We start from the raw sequence: 18860 nt of genomic DNA, 5'->3' as shown, positions 1-18860 counted from the left end.
TCTCTCCGCTAGGCCGATCGGGCGTGCTCATGACTCGACTCACCTGCGTGGTGGTGTCCCACGTAGGCACGCTATGCCGGGTGGATCCGCCCACGCCCCTCCTGCTTCCATTCGCGCGTGTCGGGCACCATGGTAGTGCCGAGTCGATTCCCCCCGCGTTCTTTGCCAACGGGAAACTCGTCAGCCGTCGTGGTCAAGTCCGTCCATATGCCGGATTTCCCAATTACTACCGACCTACGCGTCTGGCGACCATACCAACGAGTGAGTTGACCTCCGCTATGCGCATCCTGTGGGCGACGGCGAGATAGAGCAACAGTCCCAGCCCACCACCCACGGCCAGGACAATCAGCGAGTTGACGAAACCCAGACCACCGAACAGCTGAGTGACCACCCAGACCGTGAGCAGCCCCAGCAGGGCAGTGGGCAGCGACGCCAGGTACATCCTGGTCAGCGCCGTGCCGATGGTCCAGCCGCCCAGGCCCTGGACGCGGCGGCTGGCCAGCGTCCAGGCCAGGACCGCGCCCAGCCCGTACGCGACGGCGTACGCCAGCGCCAGGCCCATCACCGCGTAACGGGCGGGCAGCAGCACGAAGAAGATCACCATGAGCAGCGCGTTGACCGCGGTCGTGCCGGCCCCCACGAACACCGGCGTACGGGTGTCGCCGAAGCTGTAGAACACCCGCAGCAGGAGCTGGAACACCGCGAACGGCACCAGCGCCAGGCCGTAGACCTGCAGCACGTTCCCGATGTAGACGGCGTCGGCGACGCTGTTGGCGCCGTGGCCGTAGATCGGCACGGTGATCGCGGGCCCGAGCACCATCAGCAACAGCGAGACCGGCACCATGAGCGAGCAGATCAGCCGCACGCTCGACCCGAACTCGCTGCGCACGTCGTCGAGCCGGCCCTCGCCCACCGCCCGGCTCATCCGGGGCAGCATCGCCGTGATCACCGACACCCCGATGATCCCGTACGGCAGCTGGAAGAGCTGGAACGCCAGCGTGTACGGGCTGATGCCGTGGCCGGCCACCTCGTTGCCCGCCGAGCTGGCCAGGTTGGTCGTCAGCATGAACCCGAGCTGGGTGACCACCACGTAGCCGATGGTCCAGACCCCGGCCCTGCCCATCTCGCCCAGCCGGGCGTTGCGCACGTCGAAGCGCGGCGTGAACGAGAACCCCACCCGCTTCAGCGCGACGATCAGCACCACCGCCTGGGCGACGATGCCCGCCGTGGTGCCGAGACCGAGCAGCGCGAGGTCGCCGGTGGTGACCGCCTCGATGTCGGACCCGCTGCCGACCACGGCGTAGGCCACGAACACGCAGATGACGACCAGGTTGTTGAGCACCGGCGCCCACATCGGAGCGCCGTAGCGGTCGCGGGTGTTCAGGATGGCGCCGGCGACCGCGCCGATGCCGAAGAAGGCGAGCTGCGGCAGGATGAACCGGGCCAGCATGACCCCGGTCTCGAACTTGATGCTGCCGCGGTCCCAGTCGGTGTAGAGGTCGATGAGCAGCGGCGCGCCCAGCACGGCCAGCGCGGCCACCACGACCAGCACGGCGGTGGCCAGCGTCAGCAGGCGCTGCTCGTAGGCCCGGCCGCCGTCGGCGTCGTGCTGCTGCGCCCGGACGATCATCGGCACCACGACGCTGCTCAGCACGCCGAGCAGCAGCAGGTCGAGGATGCTGTACGGGATCGCGTAGGCCGCGTTGTAGGAGTCGCCCAGCGCCGCGGTGCCGATGGCGTAGGCCAGCACCATCGTGCGGGCGAACCCGGTGACCCTGGACACCATCGTGCCCGCCGCCATGATGGCGCTGGCCCGCAGCATGCGGCTCATACGGTCTCACTCTCCCGGGATCTGCCCGCTCGCGCGAGCCGTCGCTCCGACCGGCGGCGCAGGATCCGCGTCACGACGGCGGCGAGCATCACCGTCAGCGCGGCGCCCACGATGACCAGGGCGATGCCGGTGTAGCCGGTGGTGCGGATGGTCAGTCGCTCCGGCTTGCCGTAGGGCAGGCCGTCGATCGTGCGCAGTTGCACGGTGACGGTGGCGTCGCCGCTGGTGGTGGCGGTCATCTTCACCTGCAGCGTGCCGCTCTGGTTGCCGCCGATCACCAGCGGCTCCTCCGACACGGGCTCCTCGATCTGCAGCCGCCCGCGGTCGTTGGACTTGACGTCGATGTGCAGGGTGACGGGCTGGTCCAGCGAGTTCTTCACGCTGATGGGCACCACGCCGTTGCTGCCGGCGAGCGTGCGCGGCGCGTCGGTGATCTGGATCTTGTCGATGCGCTCGTCCACGGCCGTGCCGACGAGCTTGGTCACCGCGCGGCCGGCTCGGGTGTTGTTGCGCCAGGCCGACGAGGTGAGCCTGAGCACCGCGGCGTCGAAGGCCGAGGGCGCCTTGGTCCCGGCGACCGAGGCGGTGACGGAGGCGGTGAGCTGCGCCTGCGTGGCCACCTCCTTGACGGGGGCCAGGTACTTGGCGCTCAGCTCCTCCTTGCGGTCCTGCTCGGTGTAGGTGAGCCCGGCCCGCGGCGTGGCCGCCTTGCTCGGCTTGATCGAGTCGAGGGTGGTCATCGAGAGCCACGGCAGCTTGCGCGCGGTCTTCAGCAGGCTGGTGACCAGCGTCGGGTTGGGGTCCCAGCGGCGCGACGGCGCGACGACCAGCGACCGCGGCTCGACCTGCCCGGTCTCGGCGGCGATCATCGCGGTCTCGGCGATGAAGCGCTGCGTGCTGAGCAGGACAGTCGTGGGCGCGGTCGGCTCGAACAGCCGGCTCAGCTCGGCGTCGGCGACCAGCGCCTTGACCGGGCCGGCGACGCTGTCGAGGGTGGCGACGGCGTCGGGCGTGTGGGCGACGGGCGGCTGCGGCGGCAGGTTGGTGGAGTTGAGCAGGACGGTGGTGACCTTGCCGGGGCTGACCGCGAGCAGGTCGAGCGCGTCGGCGTCGAGCACGCCCGCGGGCGGCCAGTTGATCGAGGTCTGCGCGTTGCGGTTGAGCAGCGCCCTGGCGGTCTGGCCGCCGAGCTCGATCGCCCGGCCGGGCTGCGCGTCGAGCCCCTGATGGGCCAGCGCCGCCACGTCGGGGTCGCCGTAGGGGGTGGCGATGACGGGGGAGTCGGCCAGCGCCGTGCTCATGGTGGACAGCCAGGTGCCGGCGGTGTCGTTGGCCGGCTTGCCGTCGGTGCCGTCCTTCGTCTTGACGTGGTAGCCCTTGGTCATCGCCTTCAGGTCGTCGAGCAGCGACGGCTCGACGAACCAGGTGACCTCCTTGGGCGCCGTCTGCGCGATGCGGGCCAGGTCGGCCAGGCGGCCCTTGCCGCTGAGCGACTGGCTCAGCTTGTCGTCGACGAACAACGTCTCGTCGTAGCCCCGGTGGGGCTGGTCGATGACGGGCAGGGCGACGGCCAGCTTGTTGCGCGGCAGCTTCGGCGTGGTGGGCGGGGCATAGGTGAGGAACGTGCGCTGCGCCGAGATCGGCACTTCGTTCTGGGAGACGTCGACGGCGATCCGGTAGACGCCGAACGCGCGGTAGCCGAGCTGGATCGGGGTCGCCGTGAACGTCCAGGTGGCCTGCCCGCCGACGGCCAGGGCCGGGATGTCCATGGCCGAGGTGCGGGAGACGTTCGCGGGCAGCGTGGCGTTGTTCTGGTCGATCTGGTACGCCGCCATGGAGGCGCGGTCGTAGAAACGCTCGCTCGTGTAGCGCAGGCGTACGCGGAGGGGGCCAAGCGCGGTTCCGGTGTCGTTGCGGACCGTGCCGGTGAACTTGATCTCGTCGGTCGGGCTGCTCGTCACCTGCGGCGTGATCGAGGTGATGGAGACCGAGAGCGACTCGCGCGCCGCCTCCACCGTGGCAGCAGAGTTCGGCGCCGCCGCCACCATGGGGGCGAGCGACGCGACGGACATCACGGCGAGCAGCGCGACCTTACGGATCACACGCATGCCAGAGCTGGGGTACGACGGCGCACGCCCGCAATGGTACGGGTTCAGTGCCGCGGCGCGACCGCCTCGCGTGTTCCCCGCGGTCGGGGCGTACGCAGGTCGACGGTCTTGCCGGTGAGGAGATTCAGCAGGTCGAGCGCACGAAGACAGAGCGCGGTGTGCCGTTCGCCGGTGGCGGTGAAGACCGCCATGTCGTCGGCGACGAGCCGGTCGTCGATGAGCACCGGCAGCGTCTCCGGCAGCAGCAGCGGGCAGACGAGCCCGTCGGTGTAGTCGGTGGCCGAGTTGACCAGGAAGGCCGGCGCCGGCCGCACCTGGCGGGCGCCCAGCAGGCCCCCGACGACGCCGGGCTGGGGCGGGGTCGCCGCGGTGGCGACGACGGCGACGACGACCTCGCTGCCGATCCTGGTGGCGACGTCGAACACGGTGACCACGACGCACCGCCCGGGCTCCGCGGAGACCGTCTCCGGCAGTTCCTCCGCGCAAGTCATGGGGCGCGGAAGGCGTACGATCTCATGATGGACCTGGTGTGCGAGGAGCCAGCGGTGGATCGCGAGGGCGTCCTTCATGAAGTCCTCCTCCGTCTCGCCCTGTTCCATGGCCCCCGACGGTCCCCAGACCGAAGGTAACCCGGACCTGATGTGGCTCGGGGGATATGTTCCGGAATCGAAGGACCGACAGGGTTTGTCCGACTCAACAATGACCGAAAGCCAGCAGCGGGCGATGCACGACCTGTTCCGCAAGATCGCACCGGTGGCCGACGAGCTCGGCCGCCTGTTCGCCGACCACGGCCACGAGCTGGCCCTCGTCGGCGGCCCCGTGCGCGACATCCTGCTGGGCCGCGTCGGCAACGACCTCGACCTGACCACCGACGCCAACCCCCACAGGGTGCTCGACGTCGTCCGGGACTGGGCCGACTCCGTGTGGACGATCGGCATCGACTTCGGCACCGTCGGCCTGCGCAAGGGCAACTGGCTGATCGAGATCACCACGTACCGGAGCGAGTCCTACGACCCCAAGTCGCGCAAGCCCGAGGTCGCCTACGGCGAGACGCTGGAGGCCGACCTGGAGCGGCGCGACTTCGCGGTCAACGCGATGGCGGTGCGCCTGCCCGGACACGAGTTCGTCGACCCCTACGGCGGCCTCGACGACCTGCGCGCCAAGCGGCTGCGCACGCCCGGCACCCCCGAGCGCTCGTTCGCCGACGACCCGCTGCGCATGCTCCGCGCCGCCCGGTTCGCCTCCCAGCTCGGCTTCGGCGTCGACCGGGCCGCCCTGGCGGCGATGACCGCGATGGCCGAGCGCATCGAGATCGTCTCGGCCGAGCGCATCCGCGACGAGCTCGACAAGCTCGTCTGCGGCGCCAACCCGCGCGAGGGCCTGCGCCTGCTGGTGGAGACCGGTCTGGCCGCGCACGTGCTGCCCGAGCTGCCCAAGCTGCGCCTGGAGATCGACGAGCACCACCGGCACAAGGACGTCTACGAGCACACGCTGACCGTCCTCGACCAGGCCATCGCCCAGGAGGAGGACGGCAAGCCCGACCGGATCCTGCGCTGGGCCTCGCTCATGCACGACATCGGCAAGCCCAAGACCCGGCGCCACGAGGCCGGCGGGCGGGTGTCGTTCCACCACCACGAGGTCGTCGGCGCGCAGATGACCAAGAAGCGCATGGCCGAGCTGAGGTTCCCCAAGGACGTCGTGGCCGACGTCTCCCACCTGGTCGAGCTCCACCTGCGCTTCCACGGCTACGGCACGGGGGAGTGGACCGACAGCGCCGTGCGCCGCTACGTGCGCGACGCCGGCCACCTGCTCGACCGCCTGCACAAGCTGACCAGGGCCGACTGCACCACCCGCAACAAGCGCAAGGCGGCGGCGCTGTCGCGCACCTACGACCAGCTCGAAGAGCGCATCGCCCGGCTCGCCGAGGAGGAGGAGCTGGCCAAGATCCGGCCCGAGCTCGACGGCAACGAGATCCAGGCCGTGCTCGGCGTGGGCCCCGGGCCCGTGGTGGGCCGGGCCTACAAGTTCCTGCTCGACCTCAGGCTGGACAAGGGCGTGCTCGGCAAGGAGGCGGCCACCCAGGCGCTGCTCGACTGGGCGAGGTCAAACGGCCTGGGAGCGTGACGCCGACGTCGTGACCATCCGGTAGGCCAGCGCCGCGAGGGGGTAGCCGACCGTGATGATTACGACGGCTGCGTACGACTTGCCGTTGGGCGGCAGGATCGCCGCCGAGAGCGCGGCGGCCAGCACGTACATGCCGTTGAAGAGCATGTCGTAGAGCGAGAAGGCGCGGCCGAGATAGGCGTCCTCGACGTCGCGCTGGACGGTCGTGTCGGCGCAGATCTTGACGCTCTGCCCGGCCACGCCCAGCACGAAGCCGGCCACCGGCAGCCCCCACGTCTGGAACGGCAGGACGAGCGCGCCCGCCAGCACGCCGGCCGAGGACAGCGCGATGACCACCCAGGGGCCGATGCCGAACCGCTCGGTCGCGTAGGGGGTGATGATCACCGCCAGGAAGTAGCCGAAGCCGGAGGCGGCCACCACCAGGCCGATCCCGCGCAGGGCGGCGTCGGAATCGCCGTCGGTGAAGTAGTAGCGGTAGAGGATGATGCCGAGGGCGGTGGCCATGCCGTACAGGAAGCGGTGGGCGGCCATCGCGCCCATGGTCGCCGCCGCTTCGCGATGGCGCGCCAGGTGGCGGGCGCCGTCGACCAGGCCCACGACCACGTTGCGCAGGGCCTCGCGGGCCTGCGGCTGGTGAGGGTCGTAGGAGGGGCCGAGCAGCGCGCGGTCCATCGTGCGGGCGACCAGGGCGCTCAGCCCGAACATCACGCCGGACACGGCCAGCAGCAGCCCGATGCCCCGGTCGCCGTCGCCGAACACCTCGCGCAGCAGGAACCCGACGCCCGCGCCGACGAACGTGACCACCGTGCCGCAGGTCGGCGTCACCGCGTTGGCCGCCATCAGCCGGTCGGACGGCACCACGTGCGGCAGCGAGGCGCCGAGCGCGGCCAGGAAGAAGCGGTTGACCCCGAGCACGCCGAGCGCGGCCGCGTAGAAGACGGGATCGGGCGCGTCGGAGGCGACCAGCGCCGCCGCGACCAGCAGCAGCCCACCGCGCACGAACGGCGCTATGACCAGGATCTGCCGCCGCGACCACCGGTCGATGAACACCCCGACGAACGGCCCCAGCACGCTGTACGGCAGGAACAGCACGGCCAGGCCGGCGGCCACCGCCAGGGCCGTCGTCTGCTTCTCGGGGCTGAAGAACGCGAAGTTCGTGACGCCGAACTGGAAGATCCCGTCGGAGAACTGGGAGACCAGCCGCGTGCCGAACAGCCGTCGGAAGTCACGGCCCTGGAGGACGACGCGGAGATCGGCGACGAATGACACCCCGTCAGCCTAGCCGGGCGCACCGCGGCATAGGATGCGCCGGAGGTGGCCGGGCGGGTTCCGAACGCGCATGACGATCTCGTACGCTTCATAGCGTGACGATCGAGGAACACGTTGTGCTGGTCGACCGCGAGGGGCGCGCGCTCGGCACCGCGCCCAAGACGTCGGTGCACGGCCGGGAGACCCCGCTCCATCTAGCCTTCTCCAGCTACGTCTTCGACCGAGAAGGCCGCGTGCTGCTCACCAGGCGGGCCAGCCACAAGATCACCTGGCCCGGCGTCTGGACCAACAGCTGCTGCGGCCACCCGCTGCCGGGCGAGGCGCTCGGCAGCGCGGTCATCCGCAGGCTCTCCTACGAGCTGGGCCTGCACGCCGGGAGCGCCGATCTCATGCTGCCCGGCTTCTCCTACCGCGCCGTCATGGGCAACGGCATCGTCGAGCACGAGCTGTGCCCGGTCTACCGCGTCACGGTCGACGCCCCGGTGGCGCCCAACCCCGACGAGGTGGGCGAGGTGCGCTGGATGCCGTGGAAGGAGTTCGCCGAAGGCGTGCGCAGCGGCCTGCTGGCGATCTCACCGTGGTGCAGGGAACAGGTGCCGCTGCTCAGCGAGCTGGGCGCCGACCCGATGAGCTGGTCTCCCGCCTCCGACGACGAACTGCCCCCCGCCGCGCGCGGCTGAAGCCGCGGCCGCGAGGGGCCCACAGGTCAGCGCTCGACCTCGCCCCTGATGAACTTCTCGACGTACTCGCGGGCCTCGTCGTCGGAGTACTGCTCCGGCGGCGACTTCATGAAGTACGACGACGCCGACAGGATCGGGCCGCCGATGCCCCGGTCAAGAGCGATCTTGGCCGCGCGCACGGCGTCGATGATGATGCCGGCCGAGTTGGGGGAGTCCCAGACCTCCAGCTTGTACTCCAGGTTCAGCGGGGTGTCGCCGAACGAGCGGCCCTCCAGGCGCACGTACGCCCACTTGCGGTCGTCGAGCCACGGCACGTGGTCCGACGGGCCGATGTGCACGTCGGCCTTGCCCATCTCGTGCGGGATCTGCGAGGTGACCGACTGCGTCTTGGAGATCTTCTTCGACTGGAGCCGGCTGCGCTCCAGCATGTTCATGAAGTCCATGTTGCCGCCGAAGTTGAGCTGGTACGTGCGCAGCAGCTCGACGCCGCGGTCCTCGAACAGCTTGGCCAGCACGCGGTGCGTGATGGTGGCGCCGACCTGCGACTTGATGTCGTCGCCGACGATCGGCACGCCGGCCTCGGTGAACTTCTCGGCCCACTCGGGGTCGGAGGCGATGAAGACCGGCAGCGCGTTGACGAACGCCACCTTGGCGTCGATGGCGCACTGCGCGTAGAAACGGTCGGCCTCCTCCGAGCCCACCGGCAGGTACGACACCAGCACGTCGACCTGGTTGTCGCGGAGCACCTTGACCACGTCGACGGGTTCCTCGTCGGACTCCTCGATGATCTCGCGGTAGAACTCGCCCAGACCGTCGAAGGTGTGGCCGCGCAGCACGGTCACCCCCGTCGGCGGCACATCGGTGATCTTCACGGTGTTGTTCTCGCTGGCGACGATCGCCTCGGACAGGTCGCGGCCGACCTTCTTGGCGTCCACGTCGAAGGCGGCGACGAACTCGACGTCACCCACGTGGTAGTCACCGAACTTCACGTGCATCAGGCCCGGCACTCGCGCGGCCGGGTCCGCATCCTTGTAGTAGTGGACGCCCTGGACCAGCGAAGACGCGCAGTTGCCGACACCGACAATGGCCACGCGAACCGAACCCATCGCACTCGCTCCCTTACTCATCAGTTGACGTGGTATCTCTCTCGGGCCCTTCCGAGGCCCGCCGCTCCGTGGCGATCAGCTCGTTCAGCCAACGCACCTCGCGTTCGACCGACTCGAGCCCATGGCGCTGCAGCTCCAGCGTGTAGCTGTCGAGCCGCTCCCTGGTACGGGCCAGCGCCGTGCGCACGCTGTCGAGGCGCTCCTCCAGGCGGCTGCGGCGGCCTTCGAGGATGCGCAGGCGCACCTCGGCCTCCGTGTGCCTGAAGAAGGCGAAGTGCACACCGAAGCTCTCGTCCTCCCAGGCTGACGGGCCGGCCTGGGTCAGCAGCTCCTGGAGGCGTTCCTTGCCCTCCGCGGTGAGCTTGTAGACGATTTTCGACCGGCCGCCGACGATCGTGGCGGGAGCGGGCTGCTCCTCCACGATGAGGCCCTGGGCCAGAAGTGATCGCAGACAGGGGTACAGCGATCCATAGGAGAACGCACGGAACATGCCCAGCAGGGCGTTGAGCCGTTTGCGCAGCTCATAGCCGTGCAGCGGCTGTTCGTGCAGCGACCCGAGCACGGCTAGCTCCAGAACTCTGCCTTGTCCGCTGGCCACTGGAACCGCCCCCTCTCGCGTCGATGTATCGAGTCGATACATCCAGAGGATACGTCGATTCGCTATAAGGCCGCAATCAAAGGATTTGCCAAGCCGTTGGGATGAATCGGTAAAACGCCGTAGTCTGGCGCTCATGTGGTCACAGCGGAGGGTGGTGGACTACGGCCTCGCCAAGCGGGCAGCGGTCCGTTCCCTGGAGGTGGGCCGTGCCTCGCGCGGGGACCTCTGTGACGCACAGCCGTACCTCCTTCGCGCGGCCCGCGTGTTCGGCGAGCCGACCGAACGTCTCTGCCCGGTGTGCGAGAGGGAGAACGTCACCAACGTGACCTATGTCTTCGGCGATTCGCTGGGGCGGCATGCCGGTCAGGCAAAGGCCACGTCAGAGCTTGTCGAAATGGCCCATGATTACGATGAGTTCCGGGTGTACGTCGTCGAGGTCTGCCAAGGTTGTTCCTGGAACCACCTGACGGTCTCGTTCGTCCTCGGCAACGGACCGCCAGACCTCGTCGGCCAACCGTGAACACCGAGGGCGGCGAGTCACCTCACGCCCATACGCCGTTTTATCCGACGACGATGCGAGGACGTGTGAGTAACAGCATGAATGAGGGGACGGCCCGCCCGGGAAGGCGCCGTCGCTCCAACTCATCCCGTTCTGTGCCCCCAGGTTCTCCTCCCCAAACCGGCGATTCCGATTGGGGTGCTTCGCAGCAGCAGCGTCGTCCTGAAGCCGCTTATGAGCAGACGGGCGCGATGTCCGCGCAGCCGTACGGCGACCCCGCCTCCGGGCCGCAGCCCCAGCGCGGGGCGCCCCAGGGGCGTGAGGAGCCGGCGCCGCGCGGCCGCTCCCGGGCCCGGCAGGACACGCGTTCGCTGAGCAACCAGGAGACGATGGTCAGCGACGCGCCGCCCAGGCGTTCGCGCAGGGCGAGCGGGCAGGGCGAGCCGCCCGAGCCGCCGGGCCCGCCCGGCCGGCCCGACGGGAAGCGCGGCGGCTGGCGCCGGTTCGTGCCGAGCTGGAAGATCGTCGTGGCCAGCGTCGTCGTGCTGGCGGCCGGCATCTTCGGCATGATCATGGTCGCGTACAACCTCACGCCGGTGCCCGAGGGCACGCAGGCGTCGGCGGTGGCGCAGCAGAGCACGCTCTACTACCGCAACGGCAAGGTCCTGGCCAAGCTCGGCGTGCCCCGGCAGACCGTCACCATCGACAAGATGGCCCAGACCGTCAAGGACGCCACGGTCGCCATCGAGAACAAGACGTTCTACGAGGACTCCGGCGTCTCCATCTCGGGCATGGCACGTTCGGTGTGGATGACCGCCACCGGCCAGCAGCTCCAGGGCGCCTCGACCATCACCCAGCAGATGGCCCGCGGCTACTACGACGGCCTCAGCCAGGAGGTCTCCGTCAAGCGCAAGCTCAAGGAGATCTTCGTCGCGGTCAAGCTCAACCAGTCGCTGAGCAAGGAAGAGATCCTCGCCCGCTACCTCAACACCGTGAACTTCGGCCTCGCCTACGGCGTCGAGGCCGCCTCGCAGGCGTACTTCGGCAAGAACGTGCACGCCAAGGACCTGACCCCCGAGCAGGGCGCCTACCTGGCCGCCCGCATCCAGCGCCCGAGCTGGGGCCCCGACGACCCCGGCCTGCGCGAACGGTGGAGCACCACCATCAAGTACATGGCCGAGCAGTGGCCCGACAAGTACGGCGACCTGCCGGCGAAGGCGAAGTTCCCCAAGGTCTACAAGGGCGACACCAAAGAGGTCTACGCGGGCCTGCGCGGCTACATGATCACGCAGGTGCTGGAGGAGCTGAAGCAGCGCAAGCTCACCCCTGACATGGTCAGGAGCGGCGGCTACCAGATCACCTCGACCTTCGACGAGAAGCTCATGAAGGCCGCCAAGACGGCGGTGGAGACCGAGCTGGCGACCAGGTCGAAGGAGTACCACGCCGGGCTGGCGGCCGTCGATCCGCGGAACGGCCGCGTCCTGGCCTTCTACGGCGGCTCGAACTTCCTCACCGACCCGTTCAACGAGCCCTTCGACGCCAACAAGCAGGCCGCGTCGGCGTTCAAGCCGTACGTGCTGGCGGCCTGGCTGCAGGCCGGTTACTCGCTCAAGAGCTACGTGCCGGGCAACCAGACCGTGCCGAAGGTCATCCCCGGCCAGCAGAACGGCGGTTTCCGCAACAGCCACAACGTCGGCCAGGCCGTCGACGTGGTGAAGGCCACGGCGCAGTCCGTCAACACCGCTTACGTGTCGATGGCGTTCAAGCTGCCCAGGAAGCTCGACGAGGTGAAGGAGCTCGTGGAGAACGCCGGGTTCGACAAGGGGCGCATGGACCAGGACGTCAAGGAGCACCAGTTCCAGTTCGCCATCGGCAGCGCCCTGGTCAAGCCGGTCGAGCAGGCCGCCGGATACTCGATCTTCGCCAACGGCGGCAAGTACACCAAGTACCACGTGGTCCAGGACGTCAAGCTCAACGGCCAGGTCGTCTACCCCGAGCAGCGGACCTCGACCAGGGTCATCGACGCGGAGGTGGCCGCCGACGCGACGACCGCCATGCAGGAGGTGCTGAGGAGCGGCACCGCCGCCGGCCAGGGCCTCGGCAACCGGCCCGCGGCCGGCAAGACCGGCACCAACAACGACGAGAAGGAAGCCTGGTTCGTCGGTTACACCCCGCAGATCTCCACGGCCGTCGGGTTCTACCGCGAGCAGTGCGTGACCAAGACGGGCAAGATCGTCCAGCCCCGTCACTCGAACTGTCCCGTGACCCCCGACGAGAAGAAGCCGAGCAAGAAGTACGGCCCGAACAACCCGTACACCAGGGCCAAGGAGGTCTCGCTCGGCTTCGAGGGCGCCGGCCCGCCCACCGCGACCTGGCGGCGGTTCATGCTCGCCGCCCACGAGGGCAAGCCGATCGAGCAGTTCCCGCAGAAGGCCGACATCGGCCTGCCGGAGAACATCGTGGAGCGCCCGGTGCCGACGCCGACGCCGACCGCCACGAACCCGTTCGACGACGGCGCGGACAACCCCTTCGACGACGGCGGCGACCAGAACTGCCTGGCCGCGCCGTGCAACGACGACAGCGGCGACGTCACCGACGACTCGCAGGACACCGGCATCCCCGAGGCCGACGACCACGGCATCCTGAGCGGCGGCGGAGGCGGCCGGGCGCCCGACTCCCGGCCGACGGGCAGCTCGCAGATGAGCGCCCGGCACGAGGAGTGGTGACCACGACCGAGGCACGCGTCCCGCTGGCGGCGCGTGCCGTGCCGTACCTGCCCCTGGGGCTGATCGCCGCCCTGGGGGCCGTCCTCGGCTACGTCGTGCGGCTGCCGTGCCGGACCGGCGGGTGGAACGACCAGGTCCAGACGTACACGAACTTCTGTTACACCGACATCTACCCGCTGTACTTCGATCGGCAGCTCGCGACCCAGAACCCGTACTTCGCCGACGTGCCGTTCGACAAGCAGGTCGAGTACCCCGTGGTGCTCGGCGAGGTGATGCAGGCCATCGCCTGGATCTCGCGGAAGCTGGAGCTCGACCAGGTCGCGCAGGCCGTCCGGTTCTACGACCTCACGGTCCTGCTGCTCGGCGTGTGCCTGGTGGCCGGCGTCCTGCTGATGGCGGCGGTGGCCGGGCCCACCCGCCGGTGGGACGCGCTGTGGTACGCGATCTCGCCGGCCGTGATCCTGGCCGCGTACATCAACTGGGACCTGGTCGCCGGCGCGCTGTCGATGGGCATGCTGCTGGCCTGGGCGCGCAGGCGGCAGGTGCTCGCGGGCGTGCTGCTCGGGCTGGCGATCGCGACCAAGTTCTACCCGCTGATGTTCCTCGGCGCGCTGTTCCTGCTCACGCTGCGGACCGCGCGCTGGCGGCCGTTCCTGGTGACGGTGGGGTCGGCCGCGGGGGCCTGGCTCGTGGTGAACGTGCCCTTCATGGTCTTCGCCTGGGACGGCTGGCGCCGGTTCTACGTCTTCTCCCAGGAACGCGGGATCGACTGGGGCTCGCCCTGGCTGTTCTTCCAGCGCAAGGGCTGGGGGATCCTCGGCGAGGCCGACGTCAGCACGCTCGGCATGGTGACGCTGGCCGCGCTCTGCCTGGGCATCGCCGTGCTCGCGCTCACCGCGCCGCGCCGGCCCCGGCTGGCGCAGCTGTGCTTCCTCGCCCTGGCCGCGTTCATGATGACGAACAAGGTGTGGTCGCCGCAGTTCGTGTTGTGGCTGGTGCCGTTCGCGGTGCTGGCCAGGCCCAGGTGGAAGCCGCTGGCGTTGTGGCAGCTCGCCGAGGTCTGGTACTTCGCGGCGATCTGGCTCTACCTGCTCGCCCAGCCCCCGCTCAGCAGGGACGACCTGGGCATCGGGGACAACACGTACTTCACCGCCGTCTGGGGACGGGTCATCACCATCGGGATCATGATGGCGTTCGTCGTCCGTGACATCCTGCGTCCGGACCGGGACGTGGTGCGCCAGGACGGCATCGACGACCAGGCGGGCGGGGTGTTCGACGACGCCCCCGACCGGTTCGTGCTGAAGACAAGATGATCACCCGCTCGGCCGCTCGGGACGCGCTGCTGCTGTGGCTCGGATCGCGGGCCGGGCTCCTGCTGTCGACGCTGCTCGGCCTGACCCTGGCCGAGTACGCCGGCAAGTGGCGCCAATGGGACGCCGGCCTGTTCCTCACCATCGCCCAGTACGGGTACGACGGCGAGCCGGGCAAGCCACGCGACGACGGCCTGCCCGCGTTCTTCCCCGGCCTGCCGGTCGTGCTGCGGGCGGTGCATCTCGTGGTGCCCGACTGGGCGATCTGCGGGCTGCTGATCTCGCTGGTCGCCGGGGCGGTGGCCATGGTCGCGCTGGCCCGGCTGGCCGAGTTCGAGGGCGCGACCGGCTGGATGGCGGTGCTGGCGCTGCTGCTGTTCCCGATGGCCGTGTTCCTGGCGGCGGGCTACAGCGAGTCGCTGTTCCTGGCCTTCGCGATCCCCGCCTGGCTGGCCGCCCGGCTCGGACGCTGGCCGCAGGCCGTCCTGCTGGCGGCGGGGGCGTCGTGCGTGCGGATCACCGGGCTGTTCCTGGCGGTCGCGCTGGCGGTGGAGTTCGTCAGGAGCAGGGAGTCGTGGCGGCGGGCCGGCTGGCTGGCGGTGCCGTTCCTTCCGCTGGCGGCGTACTCCTTCTACCACTACCGGCGCTCGGGCGACTGGCTGGCGTGGAAGCACGCGCAGGAGGCCGGCTGGGGACGCGACTTCGTCTGGCCCTGGGAGGCGTGGCGCACGACGTGGAACTCGGCCATGGGCACCGACGACTTCGCGGTGGCCTTCCGCATGGAGATCGCCGGCGCCGTGCTGGCGGTGGGCGTGCTGGTGTGGCTGCTGGCGCTGCGCAGGTGGAGCGAGGCCGTCTACTGCGGGTTGCCGGCGGCGGCGCTGATGACCTCGGCGTACTACCTGTCCATCCCGCGCTCGCTGCTGCTGTGGTTCCCGCTGTGGGTCCTGGTCGCCAAGGTCGCGACCAGGAAGCCGTGGGTGATCGTGCTGTACGCGGTGCTCTGCGGGCCGCTCATGTACCTGAACGCGGCCCGCTTCCTCACGGGCGCCTGGGCGGGCTGAGATCTCTACCCGTTTCTTCGCCTCGGTAATCCAGGGAAGTTATCCACAGGCTGTGTGTTTTCGGTCGGGAGACGTTCAGAGGTTCTTGCGCAGGAACGCGATGTCGTCGGCCTGGCCCTCGCCCGGCGTCTCCACCACGACCGGCGCGCCCGCCGCGCGGCAGACCGCGAGGATCAGCTCGGGGTCGATCTTCCCCTGACCCAGGTTGGCGTGCCGGTCGGCGCCGGAGTCGAAGTCGTCGCGCGAGTCGTTGCAGTGGACGAGGTCGATGCGGCCGGTGATCGCCTTGACCCGCTCGACCAGGTCGACCAGCTCCTCGCCGCCCGCGTGCGCGTGACAGGTGTCGAGGCAGAAGCCCACGTCGAAGCCGTCGAGCGCGTCCCACAGACGGGCGATGCGCTCCAGCTTGCGGGCCATGGCGTTGCCGCCGCCCGCGGTGTTCTCGATGAGCACGGGGATCGGGCACTCCATGCGCTCGAACACCTTGCGCCAGTTGTCGAAGCCCACCTGCGGGTCGTCGCTCTTGTTGACGTGGCCGCCGTGCACGACCAGGCCCTTGGCGCCGATCCCCGCGGCCGCCTTGAGGTGCTGTTCGAGCAGCTTGCGGCTGGGGATCCTGATGCGGTTGTTCGTCGTGGCGACGTTGATCAGGTAGGGGGCGTGGATGTAGACGTCGACGCCCTCGACCGGCTTGTCCGGCAGCACCGGCTTGGCGTAGCCCTGCGGGTCGCCGAGGAAGAACTGCACGACCTCCGCCCCGACCCGTTCGGCGTGAGCGGCGGGATCGTCCTGGTCGACGTGAGCTCCGATACGCACCATGTCAAGGAGCTTATCCGTTTGGCGCAACGGCCTCCGGGAAGACGCCCGGCACCCCCTACCCCCGAGGAGAGCGCACATGACACGCTGGCGGCTGCGGGCGCTGATCTTATTGGTCTACGTGATCGTCGGAATCTACGTCGCCTGGCTCCACGACTACATCACCCCGGGTCTCCTCCGGGACGTCGCCGAGGCCCTGCTCGCGGTGTTCCTCTGGTTCCTGGTGCTGCTCGGCATCGACCTGCACATCGGCAGGTGAGTCACATATGCCCGACGGCCCCGGCGTCACCGGGGCCGTTCGCCGGGTGCGGGGCCCGTCAAGGATGCGGCAGGAAGCCGCCGTGGGCGATGCCGAGCACGGCCCCCACGAACGAGGCCACCAGGCCCACGATGTTGACCGAGCGCTGCGGCGTGGTCACCGAGATGTACTGCGAGTAGAGCCCGGTCCCGAAGCCGAGCGTGCCGATCCAGGACGAGATCACGTGGGCGGCGGGGAAGAACGCGGCGACGAACGCCACGAGCCCGCACACCAGTGTCGCGATCGCCAGGCCGTTCTCCACCGGGTGAGAGCGTCCGTCGGTGTTGAGCGTGAGCCTGAACCGCTCCCTTTCGGAGGGATGAAGCACATGTGGCACAGCCGCCACCCCCTTGGTTTCCTACAGGCCTTCCCACCTACTCGTGGCTGGTAACCTGGGCAGCGCTGCGTTGTGATGGGTGACCCATCGCCCCGGGGCGCCGAAATGGGGCGCCGCGGCCTGACGTCAGCGTCCTCCTGTCACGGCAGAGTGTCGTGACCGCAAAAGTCCAGAGGAGGTTGGAGTCCCGCATGCGTCGTTACGAAGTAATGGTCATTCTGGACCCTTCGCTCGATGAGCGCACTGTCGCGCCGTCCCTCGACCAGTTCCTCACCGTGGTCCGCAACGACGGCGGCACCGTGGAGAAGGTCGACGTCTGGGGCCGTCGCCGTCTCGCCTACGACATCGACAAGAAGTCGGAAGGCATCTACGCCGTCATCGACCTGTCCGCGGAGCCCGCGACGGTCAAGGAGCTCGACCGCCAGATGAACCTCAACGAGGGCATCCTGCGCACCAAGGTCCTGCGCCCGGACGTGCACTAGCCACAGGAAAGCCGCGAAGCGGGCCGTCCCTCCGGGAGGCGGCTCAACGAGCGGGTTTCTTGTTGACGACCACCGGCTTTTTGTCGGAGAGCACCCGTACTCTGAGCCGTAATCCAAGCGAAGGCGTGCAGGAAGGCGAGCGCTAGCCATGGCAGCAGGCGACACCGTAATCACCATCGTCGGCAACCTTGTCGACGACCCGGAGCTGCGCTTCACCCCGACGGGTCAAGCGGTGGCTCGATTCCGCATCGCGTCCACTCCGCGGTTCATGGATCGCCAGACCAACGAGTGGAAGGATGGCGAAAGCCTCTTCCTGACCTGCAACGTGTGGCGGCAGGCGGCGGAGAACGCCGCCGAGAGCCTCCAGCGCGGCATGCGGGTCATCGTGCAGGGGCGGCTCAAGCAACGGTCTTACGAGACCAAGGAAGGCGAGAAGCGCACGGTCTATGAGGTCGAGGTCGACGAGGTCGGCCCGTCCCTGCGCAACGCCACGGCCAAGGTCAACCGCACCACCCGCCAGGGTGGCGGCGGTGGCGGCGGCTTCGGCGGCGGTCCCGCCGACGACCCGTGGGCCTCTGCCTCGCCCGCCCCGCCCCAGGGCGGCGGCTACCAGGGCGGCGGCGGCGGCTTCGGCGGCGGCGGTGGCGGCAACCAGGGCGGCGGCTTCGGCGGCGGCAACGACTTCAGCGACGAACCGCCTTTCTAACACCTGTCCACAAGCCCGAGTCCATTCCCGCCCGAAAGGCGGGGCTCTGAGAGGAGCACCACGATGGCTAAGCCGGCACTGCGCAAGCCCAAGAAGAAGGTTTGCCTGTTCTGCCACGACAAGATCTCATACGTCGACTACAAGGACACGGCGCTGCTGCGGAAGTTCATCTCCGACCGCGGCAAGATCCGTGCGCGCCGGGTGACGGGCAACTGCACCCAGCACCAGCGCGACGTGGCGACCGCGATCAAGAACGCCCGTGAGGTGGCTCTGCTGCCTTACACGAGCACCGCGCGCTAAGGAGGTCTGTCGACATGAAGCTCATCCTCACCAACGAGGTCTCCGGCCTCGGCGCCCCTGGCGACGTCGTCGAGGTCAAGGACGGCTACGGCCGTAACTACCTCATCCCGCGCGGCTACGCCATGCGCTGGACGCGTGGCGCCGAGCGCCAGATCGAGACCATCAAGAAGGCTCGCGACGCTCGCGAGATCCGCGACCTCGGCACCGCCAAGGAGGTCGCCGGCCAGCTCGGCGCCCTGCGCGTGCGGCTGTCCACCCGCGCGGGCGAGTCGGGCCGGCTGTTCGGCTCGATCACCACGGGCGACATCGCCGACGCCGTCAAGGCGGCCGGCGGCCCGATCCTCGACCGCCGTCGCATCGAGATCCGCAACCCGATCAAGAGTGTCGGGTCGCACAAGATCACCGTCAAGCTCCACCCCGAGGTGTCGGCGTCCGTCGACGTCGACGTCGTGGCCGGCTGACGAACGCTGATCAAGCCCCTCTCCGCCAGGAGGGGGGCTTTTTCGCGTTCCGGGCGACCGGCTGCCACGGCGACGCGTTCCCCGGCGGGCCGGCTGACCTGGTGACCTGCGCACTTAATCCCTATCGGGGCAGCGTAGAATGCCT

19 protein-coding genes are annotated in these 18860 nt (G+C 69.3%); 11 read left to right on the top strand and 8 right to left on the bottom strand.

Going from position 1 to position 18860, the window contains the following annotated elements:
- Positions 1–226: 226 nt before the first annotated feature.
- From murJ to ACFYYW_RS44365, 3 genes are read right to left on the bottom strand one after another with little or no spacing between them, the layout of a single operon-like run.
- Entirely contained in the window at positions 227–1831 is a 1605-nt protein-coding gene (gene murJ / locus ACFYYW_RS44375; RefSeq protein WP_387659391.1) for a murein biosynthesis integral membrane protein MurJ, read from the bottom strand.
- On the bottom strand, positions 1828–3939 hold the full coding sequence (locus tag ACFYYW_RS44370; RefSeq protein WP_387659388.1) for a DUF6049 family protein: 2112 nt from the start codon (positions 3937–3939) through the stop codon (positions 1828–1830). Before ACFYYW_RS44370 ends, murJ begins: the two co-directional genes overlap by 4 nt.
- A gap of 44 nt (positions 3940–3983) precedes the next feature.
- Positions 3984–4508 carry a YbaK/EbsC family protein gene (locus ACFYYW_RS44365; RefSeq protein WP_387659385.1) on the bottom strand — a complete coding sequence of 175 codons (525 nt, stop codon included), beginning with the start codon at positions 4506–4508 and terminating at the stop codon, positions 3984–3986.
- 130 nt (positions 4509–4638) lie between these two features.
- Between ACFYYW_RS44365 and ACFYYW_RS44360 the strand changes: the two genes are divergently transcribed.
- Positions 4639–6063, top strand: coding sequence for a CCA tRNA nucleotidyltransferase (locus tag ACFYYW_RS44360; RefSeq protein WP_387659382.1), 1425 nt, complete (start codon positions 4639–4641; stop codon positions 6061–6063).
- Here ACFYYW_RS44360 and ACFYYW_RS44355 read toward each other — a convergent pair.
- Positions 6043–7332, bottom strand: coding sequence for an MFS transporter (locus ACFYYW_RS44355; RefSeq protein ID WP_387659379.1), 1290 nt, complete (start codon positions 7330–7332; stop codon positions 6043–6045). The two genes, ACFYYW_RS44360 and ACFYYW_RS44355, sit on opposite strands and share 21 nt — an antisense overlap.
- A 95-nt stretch (positions 7333–7427) precedes the next feature.
- Between ACFYYW_RS44355 and idi the strand changes: the two genes are divergently transcribed.
- On the top strand, positions 7428–8012 hold the full coding sequence (idi, locus tag ACFYYW_RS44350) for an isopentenyl-diphosphate Delta-isomerase (protein ID WP_387659376.1): 585 nt from the start codon (positions 7428–7430) through the stop codon (positions 8010–8012).
- Positions 8013–8038: 26 nt separating this feature from the next.
- Here idi and ACFYYW_RS44345 read toward each other — a convergent pair whose 3' ends face one another.
- Complete coding sequence (locus ACFYYW_RS44345; protein ID WP_352322950.1) at positions 8039–9118, bottom strand: inositol-3-phosphate synthase; 1080 nt, start codon at positions 9116–9118, stop codon at positions 8039–8041.
- A gap of 13 nt (positions 9119–9131) precedes the next feature.
- On the bottom strand, positions 9132–9716 hold the full coding sequence (locus tag ACFYYW_RS44340) for a PadR family transcriptional regulator (RefSeq protein WP_352322949.1): 585 nt from the start codon (positions 9714–9716) through the stop codon (positions 9132–9134).
- A gap of 133 nt (positions 9717–9849) precedes the next feature.
- Here ACFYYW_RS44340 and ACFYYW_RS44335 point away from each other — a divergent pair, with 133 nt between their 5' ends.
- The 4 genes from ACFYYW_RS44335 to ACFYYW_RS44320 all read left to right on the top strand — a co-directional run bounded on the left by ACFYYW_RS44335 (position 9850) and on the right by ACFYYW_RS44320 (position 15315).
- On the top strand, positions 9850–10236 hold the full coding sequence (locus ACFYYW_RS44335) for a DUF5318 family protein (protein WP_352322948.1): 387 nt from the start codon (positions 9850–9852) through the stop codon (positions 10234–10236).
- Between the two features lie 230 nt (positions 10237–10466).
- Positions 10467–12941 (top strand): transglycosylase domain-containing protein, encoded by a 2475-nt coding sequence (locus ACFYYW_RS44330; protein WP_387659371.1) that lies wholly within the window; start codon positions 10467–10469, stop codon positions 12939–12941.
- On the top strand, positions 12938–14254 hold the full coding sequence (locus ACFYYW_RS44325) for a glycosyltransferase 87 family protein (protein ID WP_352322946.1): 1317 nt from the start codon (positions 12938–12940) through the stop codon (positions 14252–14254). The genes ACFYYW_RS44330 and ACFYYW_RS44325 overlap by 4 nt, the downstream gene beginning before the upstream one ends.
- Positions 14251–15315, top strand: a complete 1065-nt coding sequence (locus ACFYYW_RS44320) for a mannosyltransferase family protein (RefSeq protein WP_387659368.1) — start codon at positions 14251–14253, stop codon at positions 15313–15315. The genes ACFYYW_RS44325 and ACFYYW_RS44320 overlap by 4 nt, the downstream gene beginning before the upstream one ends.
- Before the next feature lie 75 nt (positions 15316–15390).
- Here ACFYYW_RS44320 and ACFYYW_RS44315 read toward each other — a convergent pair whose 3' ends face one another.
- Positions 15391–16134 carry a deoxyribonuclease IV gene (locus ACFYYW_RS44315; protein ID WP_364413102.1) on the bottom strand — a complete coding sequence of 248 codons (744 nt, stop codon included), beginning with the start codon at positions 16132–16134 and terminating at the stop codon, positions 15391–15393.
- A gap of 76 nt (positions 16135–16210) precedes the next feature.
- Between ACFYYW_RS44315 and ACFYYW_RS44310 the strand changes: the two genes are divergently transcribed.
- Entirely contained in the window at positions 16211–16390 is a 180-nt protein-coding gene (locus ACFYYW_RS44310; protein WP_352322943.1) for a hypothetical protein, read from the top strand.
- Positions 16391–16448: 58 nt separating this feature from the next.
- Here ACFYYW_RS44310 and ACFYYW_RS44305 read toward each other — a convergent pair whose 3' ends face one another.
- On the bottom strand, positions 16449–16691 hold the full coding sequence (locus ACFYYW_RS44305) for a hypothetical protein (RefSeq protein WP_358291234.1): 243 nt from the start codon (positions 16689–16691) through the stop codon (positions 16449–16451).
- Between the two features lie 266 nt (positions 16692–16957).
- Between ACFYYW_RS44305 and rpsF the strand changes: the two genes are divergently transcribed.
- The 4 genes from rpsF to rplI all read left to right on the top strand — a co-directional run bounded on the left by rpsF (position 16958) and on the right by rplI (position 18715).
- Positions 16958–17248 carry a 30S ribosomal protein S6 gene (gene rpsF, locus ACFYYW_RS44300; RefSeq protein WP_026214314.1) on the top strand — a complete coding sequence of 97 codons (291 nt, stop codon included), beginning with the start codon at positions 16958–16960 and terminating at the stop codon, positions 17246–17248.
- 148 nt (positions 17249–17396) lie between these two features.
- On the top strand, positions 17397–17954 hold the full coding sequence (locus ACFYYW_RS44295; protein WP_352322941.1) for a single-stranded DNA-binding protein: 558 nt from the start codon (positions 17397–17399) through the stop codon (positions 17952–17954).
- Positions 17955–18017: 63 nt separating this feature from the next.
- Complete coding sequence (rpsR, locus tag ACFYYW_RS44290) at positions 18018–18254, top strand: 30S ribosomal protein S18 (RefSeq protein WP_020543048.1); 237 nt, start codon at positions 18018–18020, stop codon at positions 18252–18254.
- A gap of 14 nt (positions 18255–18268) precedes the next feature.
- On the top strand, positions 18269–18715 hold the full coding sequence (gene rplI / locus ACFYYW_RS44285) for a 50S ribosomal protein L9 (protein WP_352322940.1): 447 nt from the start codon (positions 18269–18271) through the stop codon (positions 18713–18715).
- Positions 18716–18860 lie beyond the last annotated feature (145 nt).

The organism is Nonomuraea sp. NPDC001831 (assembly GCF_042892035.1).
Taxonomy (GTDB): Bacteria; Actinomycetota; Actinomycetes; order Streptosporangiales; family Streptosporangiaceae; genus Nonomuraea.
This window is presented reverse-complemented; position numbering and strand designations above follow the sequence as displayed.